The 9,601-nt window shown below is 75.5% G+C and carries 11 protein-coding genes; 1 reads left to right on the forward strand and 10 read right to left on the reverse strand.

What is annotated here, in order from left to right:
• Positions 1-28: 28 nt before the first annotated feature.
• Genes ACSNN7_RS10130 through ACSNN7_RS10155 form a run of 6 tightly spaced genes read right to left on the reverse strand, consistent with a single transcriptional unit; the run spans position 29 to position 5,065 of the window.
• Positions 29-1,282 (reverse strand): beta-ketoacyl-[acyl-carrier-protein] synthase family protein, encoded by a 1,254-nt coding sequence (locus ACSNN7_RS10130; RefSeq protein WP_436680419.1) that lies wholly within the window; start codon positions 1,280-1,282, stop codon positions 29-31.
• The gene (locus ACSNN7_RS10135) at positions 1,279-2,895 is read right to left on the reverse strand and encodes a class I adenylate-forming enzyme family protein (protein WP_436680420.1); all 1,617 of its coding nucleotides are present in this window, start codon (positions 2,893-2,895) and stop codon (positions 1,279-1,281) included. The genes ACSNN7_RS10130 and ACSNN7_RS10135 overlap by 4 nt, the downstream gene beginning before the upstream one ends.
• Entirely contained in the window at positions 2,892-3,392 is a 501-nt protein-coding gene (locus ACSNN7_RS10140; protein WP_436680421.1) for a beta-ketoacyl synthase chain length factor, read from the reverse strand. Before ACSNN7_RS10140 ends, ACSNN7_RS10135 begins: the two co-directional genes overlap by 4 nt.
• Positions 3,389-4,561, reverse strand: coding sequence for a beta-ketoacyl-[acyl-carrier-protein] synthase family protein (locus tag ACSNN7_RS10145; RefSeq protein ID WP_436680422.1), 1,173 nt, complete (start codon positions 4,559-4,561; stop codon positions 3,389-3,391). The genes ACSNN7_RS10140 and ACSNN7_RS10145 overlap by 4 nt, the downstream gene beginning before the upstream one ends.
• Complete coding sequence (locus ACSNN7_RS10150) at positions 4,554-4,799, reverse strand: acyl carrier protein (protein ID WP_436680432.1); 246 nt, start codon at positions 4,797-4,799, stop codon at positions 4,554-4,556. Before ACSNN7_RS10150 ends, ACSNN7_RS10145 begins: the two co-directional genes overlap by 8 nt.
• Positions 4,799-5,065, reverse strand: a complete 267-nt coding sequence (locus ACSNN7_RS10155) for an acyl carrier protein (RefSeq protein WP_154936435.1) — start codon at positions 5,063-5,065, stop codon at positions 4,799-4,801. Before ACSNN7_RS10155 ends, ACSNN7_RS10150 begins: the two co-directional genes overlap by 1 nt.
• A 17-nt stretch (positions 5,066-5,082) precedes the next feature.
• On the opposite strand from ACSNN7_RS10155, the gene ACSNN7_RS10160 reads away from it, so the two are divergent.
• The gene (locus ACSNN7_RS10160; RefSeq protein WP_436680423.1) at positions 5,083-5,721 is read left to right on the forward strand and encodes a 4'-phosphopantetheinyl transferase family protein; all 639 of its coding nucleotides are present in this window, start codon (positions 5,083-5,085) and stop codon (positions 5,719-5,721) included.
• Between the two features lie 35 nt (positions 5,722-5,756).
• Here ACSNN7_RS10160 and ACSNN7_RS10165 read toward each other — a convergent pair whose 3' ends face one another.
• From ACSNN7_RS10165 to ACSNN7_RS10180, 4 genes are all read right to left on the reverse strand, one after another.
• The gene (locus tag ACSNN7_RS10165) at positions 5,757-7,148 is read right to left on the reverse strand and encodes a class I adenylate-forming enzyme family protein (RefSeq protein ID WP_436680424.1); all 1,392 of its coding nucleotides are present in this window, start codon (positions 7,146-7,148) and stop codon (positions 5,757-5,759) included.
• A gap of 523 nt (positions 7,149-7,671) precedes the next feature.
• Complete coding sequence (locus ACSNN7_RS10170) at positions 7,672-7,992, reverse strand: DMT family transporter (RefSeq protein ID WP_436680425.1); 321 nt, start codon at positions 7,990-7,992, stop codon at positions 7,672-7,674.
• 24 nt (positions 7,993-8,016) lie between these two features.
• Positions 8,017-8,340, reverse strand: a complete 324-nt coding sequence (locus ACSNN7_RS10175; protein WP_436680427.1) for an antibiotic biosynthesis monooxygenase family protein — start codon at positions 8,338-8,340, stop codon at positions 8,017-8,019.
• Positions 8,337-9,587, reverse strand: a complete 1,251-nt coding sequence (locus ACSNN7_RS10180) for a beta-ketoacyl synthase N-terminal-like domain-containing protein (protein WP_436680433.1) — start codon at positions 9,585-9,587, stop codon at positions 8,337-8,339. Before ACSNN7_RS10180 ends, ACSNN7_RS10175 begins: the two co-directional genes overlap by 4 nt.
• Positions 9,588-9,601 lie beyond the last annotated feature (14 nt).

Raw genomic sequence — 9,601 nt, forward strand, 5'->3', positions numbered from 1 at the left:
GCGGTCCGGACGTTTGCCGCCCGGGTTGTCACCTGTGCGGCCCGGCGGCCCGCGCCCCGGCGGTGCGCCGCAGCAGCAGGCTGACGTTCTGGCCGCCGAAGCCGAACGAGTTCGTCAGCGCGTGGTCCGTCCCGGTGGCCCGGGGCTCGCCGCGGATGTGGTCCGCCGGGCAGTCCGGGTCCGGGTCGTCGAGGTGGTACGTCGGCGGCAGCAGCCCCGCGCCGAGGGCCAGCGCGCAGGCGGCGGCCTCCACCACCCCGGACGCGCCGAGCAGGTGCCCGGTGAGCGCCTTGGTGGAGCTGACCGGCACCCCGCCGGCGCCGAAGACCTTCGCCAGCGCGGTGGTCTCGGCGATGTCGCCGAGCTTCGTGCCGGTGCCGTGCGCGTTGACGTAGCCGACGTCGCCGGCCGACACTCCCCCGCCGGCCAGCGCCCGCCGCATGCACTCGGCCGCGCCCGCGCCGTCGGGCCGGGGCGCGGTCGGGTGGTAGCCGTCGGTGGTCGCGCCGTAGCCGGCCACCTCGGCGTAGCCGGTGACGCCGCGCGCGGCGGCGTGCTCGGCGCGTTCCAGCACCAGCAGCGCGGCCCCCTCGGCGAGGACGAAACCGTTGCGCCGGCTGTCGAACGGTCGGCTGGCCCGGGTCGGGTCCGCCCAGCCACGGGCCAGCGCGCGGGCGTTGCCGAAGGTGTCGGCGAAGGTCGGGAAGAGCGGCGCCTCGCTGGCCCCGCAGAGCACCACGTCGGCCTCCCCGCACCGGATCAACCGGACCGCGTCGGCGATCGACTGGGCGCCGGAGGCGCACGCCGTACCGACCGCCGAGCTGTAGCCGCGGATGCCGTGCGCGATGGCGATCCGCGCCGACGGCATGTTCGGCAGGATCCCGGTCAGCAGGTACGGGCTGACCGCCGCCCGGCCCCGGGCGGCGCGCGCCAGCACCTGCGTCTCCAGCGTGGACATTCCGCCGACCCCGCCGACGATCACGCCGATCCGCTCCGGGTCGACGTCCCGGCCGATTTCGATGCCGGCGTCGGCGAGGGCGTCGGCGGCGGTGAGCAGCGCCAGCACCACGATCCGGTCGAGCACCTTGGTCTCCGGGCCGGAGGCGACGGTGCGCGGGTCGATCTCCGGCAGCAGCCCGGCGACCTCCAGCGACTCCCGGGCGGGGTGACCCTCGGGCGGCCGGGCCAGCCCGGAACGCCCGGTCGTCAGCGCGTCGAAGGTGGCCGCCACGCCCCGCCCGACGGGGCTGAACAGCCCCATCCCGGTGATGACGGCGGTCATGACGCCGCCTCGGTCAGGTAGCGCTCGCGCAGCGCCACCTTGCGCACCTTGCCGGTGACGGTGACCGGGATGTCGGCGGAGGCGACCGGCACCACCCGGCGCAGGGTCGCGCCGACGTCCGCCCCGAGCGCGGCGCGGACCGCCTCGGTGCGGTCGGTGCCCGGGTCGGCGCCGGCGGCCAGTTCGAGCAGCACGTCGGTGACGACGGCGTCGCCCTCCTGGACGATCACCACGGTGCAGTCGGTGACGTCGGCGCAGGCGGCCAGGATGCGCTCCTCCGACAGCGCGGTGAAGAAGCGCCGCCCGTCGGGCAGCTCCACCGAGTCCACGGCCCGGTCCAGGTGGTAGTAGCGGCCCTCGGCGTCGGCGTACACCAGGTCGCCGGTCAGGTACCAGCCGCGCAGCCGGGACCGATGGGTGGTCACCGAGTCGTTCCAGTAGCCGCGGAACAGCGACGGCGAGTCGATGCCCAGCCAGCCCACCTCGCCGGGGGGCAGCTCGTTGCCCTCGGCGTCGAGCACCGCCACCGTGGTGAAGCGGTAGGGGCGGCCGACGCAGCGGCCGTACCGGTCGGTGCCGGCGGTGTGGGTGATGTGGAACATCGAGTGCCCCATCTCGCTGGAACCGAGGCCGTCGATGAAGACCGAGCCGGGCACCCGCACCACGCCCTCACGGGTGACGGTGTCGCGGGAACCGACCGCGACGAGCCGGCGCACGTGCGGCTCGTGCGAGCAGTCGCCGGTGTTGAACCACAGCCGCACCGACTCCAGGTCGTACCCGGACAGGTCGAAGCGGGCCAGCTCCGCCCAGGTGACGGAGAAGCCGAACACCCCGTCGGGGCGCCACCGCTGGATCGCGTCGAGCACCCGCTCGCCGCCCTGATCGGACAGGAGCAGCATCTCCGCGCGGTTGCCCAGCGCCTGGTTGACCATCAGCACGGTGGCGGTGTGCGGGGCGGGCAGCGCGTTGAGGATCCGGCTGGTGCCCTGCGCCTGCGGCATGGACAGCAGGTGCCGGGTGGCGGCGAAGAGGCTGGCGTGCGAGTGCAGCACCGCCTTCGGTACCCCGGTGGTGCCGGAGGTGTGGGTGATGACGATCGGGTCGGAGTCGTGGTGGCGGTAGTGCGGCGGCGCGGCGGCCGGGTCCCCGGTGCCCGCCTCGGCGGGCCGGCCGAGCAGCGGCGCGCCCAGCTCGTGCCCCGCGAGCGCCTCGGTGTGCGCGGCGTCGGCGAGCACCCCGGCCGCGCGCAGCCGGCGGATGTACTCCGCGGCGATCTCCGGGCGGAGCTTGCCGTTCATCAGCGCGGGAATCGCGCCGAGCCGGGTCAGCGCCAGGAAGCTGAGCACCATGTCGGCGGCGTCGGTGGCCCAGACCGCGATCGGGTCGCGGGGCCGGACGCCGCGCCGGTGCAGCCAGGCCGCCCGGGCGGCGACCCGCTCGTCGAGCCGGCCCAGGGTGAGCGGCCGCTCGGCGGGGTGCCCGTCGACCGGGGTGTCGAAGGTCAACCCCGGGCCGTCCGGGTCGGCCCCGTGCGCCAGCACCCGGGCGAGCACGTTGCCGGCGCCCAGTTCGGTGTCGGCGGCGAGCGCCCCGCGCAGTCCCTTCGTCCTCATTGCCTCGTTCCTCCCCCCAGCAGCACCGCGACCGCCCCGGTGGGCGTGCCGTCGGGTGCCTCTTCGATCAGGACCAGCAACGCCTCGTCGGCGTCGCCGTCGTACAGCAGCAGGTCCGCCTCGGCCATGCCGTCCGCGCGCGGGTCGCCGGTGGGGCTCAGGCAGACCACCGGGCCGTCCAGTCCCCACCGCGCCGCGACGTGCCCGGCGACGCTGTTCGGCACCGACTGGAAGAAGAACAGCGGCCCGACCCGGCCACCGGCGGCGACCGTGGCCCGTACGTGCGCGGCGCTGGGCCGGTCCCCGGCGGCGCTGACCAGCACCACCGCGCAGGTGGTGCCCGGCGGCGCCGGGCGTTCGCCGTAGCGGCGGGTCAGGCAGCGGTCGGCGACCGCCGCCACCAGCGGAGAGAACGGCGAGTGCACGAAGCCGGGCAGCGGCGGCGGCGGACCGTCACCGGGTTCCGGCCAGCGCGCCTCGGCCAGCACCGCGCTCACCCGGCACCGACCAGCAGCGCGGTGTCGGCGCCACCGAAGGCGGCGTTGAGGCTGAGCGCGTACGGGCTGCCGACCGGCCGGGGCGCGTCGGTGACCACGTCCAGCGGGCAGGCCTCGTCGGGGCCGAGCCAGCCGGCGTTGACCGGCAGCTTCCCGTGCCGCAGCGCCTGCACGGTGACCACCAGTTCGAGCAGGCCGGAGGCCTCCAGGGCGTGCCCGTGCACCGACTTGGTGGAGCTGACCGGCACCCGGCCGGCGAGGTCGCCGAGCGCCAGCCGCAGCGCCGCCGCCTCGGAGGCGTCGCTGAACCCGGTGCCGGTGGCGTTGGCGTTGACGTAGCCCACCGCCGCCGCGTCCAGCCCCGCCCGGCGCAGCGCCGCGCGCACCGCCCGGGCCAGTCCCCGGCCGGCCGGGTCCGGCTGGCACGGGTGGTACGCGTCGCCGGCCCGGCCCCACCCGTGCACGGTGGCCACCGGCGCGACGCCCCGGCGGCGGGCCGCCCCGGCGGACTCCAGCACCACCGCGGCCACCCCGTCGCCGAGCAGCAGCCCCTGCCGTCCGGCGCTGAACGGGCGTACCGCCCCGTCGGCGGCGAACGCCCGGCCGGCGTCGAAGAGCGCGAACTGGTCCGGCTCGACCAGGTACCCGGCGGCGACCACCACCCGCGCGACGTCGCCCCGGCGGATCATGGTGGCCGCGTCGGCGACCGCCGTGCTCGCGGAGACGCACGCGCTGGTGTACGTCCGGGTCGGCCCGCCCAGTCCGCACCGCCGCGCCAGGTGCCCGGCGAGCGCCGGCACCTCGGCCTCGGCACCGTTACCGGCCCCGCGGTCACCGGCGGGGAGCGGACGGTCGCCGGCGAACGCGCCGGGCTGGGACGGTGGACCACCGTGGGTGGCCAGCAGCAGGGCCGACCCGGCCCGCGCCGCGCGGTCCAGCCCGGCGGCCCGGCAGGCGGCGTCGATCGCGTCGGTGAGTTCGTCCGGCAGCGTCCCGACGTCGGGCAGCGTGGCGGCCACGGTCACCCGACGGCCGGTGGTGTCGAAGCGGCGTACCGGCCGGAACGCCGGCGTGCCGGCGAGCACTCCGGCGAGCTGCGCGTCGGCGCCCCTGCCCAGGGCGCTGACCGCATGGATGCCGGAGATCGGTACGGGCTCCCGCTCAGCCATCTGCGGGGCTGGTCAGGGAGGTGCGGAACACCGCCAGGGCGTCGTCGACGGTACGGATCCCGGCGAGCTGGTCGTCGGTGAGGTCCAGCCGCCGGTCGTAGCGCTGCTCGACGAGGTGCACGAGCCAGGCCAGTTCCATCGAGCCGACCCGGTGCGGCACCTGGTCGGCGGGCTTCGCGGTCAGTTCGGCGAGCATGCTCACCAGGTCAGCTCGCCCCAGGTCGGGCTGACCGGCCATCACCGGTTGTCGCTGGTCGACCCGGCGACCCGGTCGGCGACCATCCTGGTGAACTCCCCGACCGTCATCAGGGCCAGCTTCTCCGACTCGTCGTCGGCGAACTTCAGGCCGTACCGGTCCTCGACGCGGACGGACAGGTCGGCCAGCGCCAGGGACTCCAGGTCGACCCCGGACGGGCCGAGGGTGGTCTCGTCGTCGATCCCCTCGACGTCGTAGTTCATGTCCTCGAGCTGCTCGATGACGAAGGTGCGGACCTCGTCGCGCATGGATTTACCCTCTCTTCGTGGGCGAGCTACCGGTGTCCGGTCGGGACACCGTGCACGTGTGGGTGAGCGCTGCCCCCGGCGATCGGCCGGAGGTGGCGCGGCGGCTGCTGCGGCGGGCGGGGTGCACGCTGCTCGGCCGGGCGGAACGGGAGGTCGGGGTGGGCCGCGGGCCCGACGGGCGGCCCTGGGTGCGGGCCGGCGCCGGGTCGCTGCCGGTCAGCGTCAGCCACGCCGAGGGCGTGGTGGTGGTCGCCGCCCGCCCGGCCGGGCCGGTCGGGGTGGACGTCGAGCGGCGTCGCGCGCTGCCCGCCCTGGCGCTGGCGCAGCGCTGGTACGCCCCGCCGGAGGCGCGCTGGCTGGGCGACCTGCCGGACGACGCCCGGGTCGAGGCGTTCCTGCTGCTCTGGACCGCCAAGGAGGCGGTCGGCAAGGCGTTGGGCCGGGGACTGCGCGCCGGTGGCCTGCGCCGCCGGATGCCGGTGCCCGCGCACCCGCACGAGCTGCTGCGCCCCGTGCCCGGCCAGGCCGGACTCCGGGTCGGACACCCGGCCTGCGGCGCCGGGCTGGTGCTGGCCGTCGCGGTCGACGCGGCCGTCGACGGCGAGACCGGTCCGGCCGGCCGGGCCCAGGTCGAGGTGTCGCTGGTGTTCGAGTAGCGGGCCGGTCCCCGGGTGCTCGCCGAGCGGGCCGGTCACGGGGCCGCCGCCCGCAGCGCGGTGACGGAGCGGACCAGCTTGCCGGTGGTGGTGCGGGGCAGCTGGTCGACCAGGTGCAGGGTGCGGGGGCGTTTGTAGCCGGCGAGCCGCTCGGCGAGCAGCTTGTCCAGCACCTCCTCCGACAGCGGGCCGTCGGGTTGCACGTACGCGGTGATGCCGTCGTCGAAGACCACCACGGCGGCGGCCACCCCGGGCAGGCCGGTGAGGGTGGCCTCGACCTCGGTCAGGTCCACCTTCAGGCCGCCGACGGAGACCTGCGAGTCGAGCCGGCCCTTGACGGTGACCAGGCCGGTCTCCGGGTCGACGGTGCCGGCGTCGCGGGTGTGCAGCCAGCCGTCGGACCAGCGGGTCGGGTCGCTGAGCCCCACGTACGGCGACGCCGGGCAGCTCACCCAGAGCTCTCCGCCGGACTCGCGGACCTCGATGCCGGGAGCGGGCGCGATCGACGGGCGGTGCCGCCCGTACAGGTCGGTGCCGATCACCCCGACCTCGGTCATCCCGTACATGTTGCCCAGCGGGACGCCGAATCGGTCGGTGAACGCCTGCGCGGTGGCGGCCGGGACCAGTTCCCCGCCGGTGGTCATCCGCTTGAGCTGCGGCAGCGGGCCGTCCGGCCGGGTGGAGGCGAGCAGTCCGATGTGGAAGGGCACGCCGAGCACGGTGGCAGGGTTGTCCTGGGCGGCGACGGCGGCGAGGATCGCGTCACCGCTGAGCCGCTCCGGCGGGACCAGTTCCACGCCGGCGTGCAGGCCGTAGAGCAGGCCGCCGACCAGGCCGAGCACGTGCACCATGGAGGGCAGCAGGATGATCCGTTCGCCGGGCAGCGCCACCCCGTCGATGAGGGTGTAGCGGCGTACCTCGGCGACCAGGTCCTCGGCGGTACGGCCGATCACCTTGGACGGCCCGGTGGAGCCGGAGCTGAGCTGGATCACCGCGTGGCCGCTGGTGGCCGGCGCGTCGCCGTGCGGCGTGACGCCCTCGGTGACGTCGACGAAGACGCGCAGCGCGCCGCCGCCGGTGCGGACCGGGGCGACGACCACCTGCGGGGTGAGCCGTTCCAGCGCCCGGCCCACCTCGTGGTCGGTGAGCCGGTGGTCGAGCAGGACCGCCTGCGCGCCGGTGCGCCAGGTCGCCAGCAGGTTCACCACGTACGCCAGCGACGGCGGCAGGCGCAGCGCGGCGGCCCCGCCGGGGCGCAGTCCGGCCTCGGTCAGCCGGGCCTGCGCCTGACCCACCAACCGGCGCAGCGTGCCCCGGTCGACCGGCTCCGGCAGGCGGAGACAAATATCGGTCGAATTGCCGGTGAACAATACCTCGTCGACCCAATCCGGGTCTGTCGCCGCAGAATCTTCCGTCGGACGATCCATGGTCACTGCCGTCCACCGCCCAGCGTCAAATAGGGCGCAATCCGCCCATCACGTGCGTCTTTCGGGGTGCTGTCGGAACCCTACGACAGCCGAGAAAGTCATTGCTAGATGCAAATGGCTAGATCAGAAAGAGCGCGTGGCCGGATTGCCGACACTCGATCGGACAGGCAGGATCGGGCGCGTCCGACCGGCCCGGGACACCGCTGGCCGGGCCGTCACGCACGCATGGCGCGATCGTGGCAATTGTCGCTCGAAGCGGACGTGTCAGTCCTCGGCTGGCATATCCACCCGCTCACCGCGCTTTTCCTCCGGTGCTCAGTGGAACCGGCGCGGAATTCGACGAGCGATGACGACAGCCGGCTGGGTGATTTCTGCGGACGCGGTGACACGCGCGGGCACATCGGCCTTGTCAGAGACAGTTGTGGCGCGGATGATGTGAGGCCACCACGTGCCGTACCCACGGGGGAGGCGGTGGGGATGGCCGCGGGGCGCGCCGCCACCCCGCTCGTCCGCGGCACCGTCGTCAGTGCGCGCCGCCGAGGTTGAGCACCACCACCCCGGCGATGACCAGGCCGGCGCCGACCACCTTGGTCACGTTCAGCGGCTCGCCGAGGAAGACCGCGCCGATGGCCACGATCGCGGCGGTGCCGAGCCCCGACCACACGGCGTACGCCACCCCGACCGGAATGTCCCGCACCGCCAGGGAGAGCAGCAGGAACGCCGCCAGGTACGACGCGGCGAGGCCGAGCGTCGGCCAGAGCCGGGTGAAGCCGTCGGTGGCCTTGAGCAGGCTGGTGCCGAACACCTCGGCGGAGATCGCGAGCAGCAGGAACAGGTACGCCATGCCCGCGATCCTCCGCCATGGCGCTCAGACGCGGGCCACCTCGGGGGTCTGAGCGTGGACGACGAAGCGCAGCGAGCGGGCATCGGTGAAGCACTCCCGCATCGGGCGCACCAGTTCCCGGTGCTCGGGGCTGCGTTCCCACGCCTCGAAGTCGGCCAGCGCGACCCACTCGCTGGTGATCAGCCACTGCTCCGGGTCGCTGGCCGAGCGGCACACCTGGTCCACCAGGTGCCCCGGCACCCCGTCGGCGACCAGGTGCCGCACCGCCTCGTACGCCTGCAGGAAGTCGGCCGTGCGTTCCTCCGGCACCCGTACCAGGAAGACGATCCGGGCCCGTTGCACGCTCATCGCGCTGCTCCTCTCGGTGTCGGTGGCGCGCCGCGCAGCACCAGCGCGCTGTTGAACCCGTCGAAGCCGCGCGCGCCCACCAGGGCGACCCGGTGGCGCGGCTGCCGGGGCGTACGCAGGAAGTCCAGCTCGCAGCCGGGCGCGGGCTCACCGGGCCCGGCCGACGCGGGCAGCTCGTCGTGCCAGAGGGCGAGCAGCGCGGTCGCCACGTCCAGCGCCGCGCCGCCCTGGTGGGCCCGGCCGGTCAGCGGCTTCTGGGTGCTCACCGGCGGCGGCCGGTCACCGAAGACCGCGCGCAGCGCCATGGCCTCGCTGCGGTCGTAGCGGGGCACCCCCAGCGCGTCGGGCAGCACCACGTCCACCTCGTCGGCGGCGAAGCCGGCCCGGTCCAGGGCCAGCCGCATCGCCCGGGCGTACTGGCCGGGGTCGCCGGCCGCGTCGGGGCCGGTGTGCGCGGCGTCGTGGGTGGCCGCCCAGCCGCTGATCTCGCCGTAGATCCGCGCGCCCCGGGCCAGCGCGTGGCCCAGCTCCTCCACCACGAAGACCGCGCCGCCCTCGGCGGGCACGTAGCCGCCGGCGCGGCGGTCGAACGGCCGGTACGCCGCCTCCGGGTCGGAGACGTCGCTGAGCAGCCCCGAGCGGAGCTGGCAGGCCAGCGCGTACGGGCTCAGCGGGCACTCGGTCGCCCCGGCGATCACCACCGGCGTGCCCCGGCGCACGGTGCGCACCGCGTGGGCGAGGCTGTCCAGGCCGCCGGCGGTCTCGGCGACCAGCACCCCGCACGGCCCCTTGAACTGGTGGTGGATGGAGAGCTGCCCGACGCTGGCGGCGTAGAACCAGGCGATCGACTGGTACGCCCCGACGGTGCGGGTCGGCCCGCCCCAGAGCCGTTGCAGCTCCCGCTGCCCGAACAGGTTGCCCCCCGACGAGCTGGCCAGGGTGACCGCCCACCCGTACGGGTCGGCGGCCCGCTCGGGCAGGCCGGCGTCGGCCAGCGCCAGCCGGGTGGCGGCGAAGCCGAGGTGGGTCCACCGGTCGGTCTGCACGAGCTGCCGGTTCTCGGCGTACGCGGCGGCGTCGAAGCCGGCCACCTCGCCGGCGACCCGGGTCGGGTAGCTCGCCGGGTCGAACAGGGTGATCGGGCCGGTGCGCCGGGTGCCGGCGCGCACCGTGCGCCAGTGCGCGACGGCGCCGATGCCGCTGGGCGCGACCACGCCGATGCCGGTGACCACCGCCCGCGCGCTCACCGCGTCACCGCCCC

The organism is Micromonospora sp. URMC 105 (assembly GCF_051386295.1).
Classification (GTDB): Bacteria; Actinomycetota; Actinomycetes; order Mycobacteriales; family Micromonosporaceae; genus Micromonospora.

What these genes read in the sequence shown, in the direction of transcription:
- ACSNN7_RS10130 (WP_436680419.1), bottom strand. Translation starts at nt 1,282, where the DNA reads ATGACCGCCGTCATCACCGGGATGGGGCTGTTCAGCCCCGTCGGGCGG.
- ACSNN7_RS10135 (WP_436680420.1), bottom strand. Translation starts at nt 2,895, where the DNA reads ATGAGGACGAAGGGACTGCGCGGGGCGCTCGCCGCCGACACCGAACTG.
- ACSNN7_RS10145 (WP_436680422.1), bottom strand. Translation starts at nt 4,561, where the DNA reads ATGGCTGAGCGGGAGCCCGTACCGATCTCCGGCATCCATGCGGTCAGC.
- ACSNN7_RS10150 (WP_436680432.1), bottom strand. Translation starts at nt 4,799, where the DNA reads ATGGCCGGTCAGCCCGACCTGGGGCGAGCTGACCTGGTGAGCATGCTC.
- ACSNN7_RS10155 (WP_154936435.1), bottom strand. Translation starts at nt 5,065, where the DNA reads ATGCGCGACGAGGTCCGCACCTTCGTCATCGAGCAGCTCGAGGACATG.
- ACSNN7_RS10165 (WP_436680424.1), bottom strand. Translation starts at nt 7,148, where the DNA reads ATGGATCGTCCGACGGAAGATTCTGCGGCGACAGACCCGGATTGGGTC.
- ACSNN7_RS10170 (WP_436680425.1), bottom strand. Translation starts at nt 7,992, where the DNA reads ATGGCGTACCTGTTCCTGCTGCTCGCGATCTCCGCCGAGGTGTTCGGC.
- ACSNN7_RS10175 (WP_436680427.1), bottom strand. Translation starts at nt 8,340, where the DNA reads ATGAGCGTGCAACGGGCCCGGATCGTCTTCCTGGTACGGGTGCCGGAG.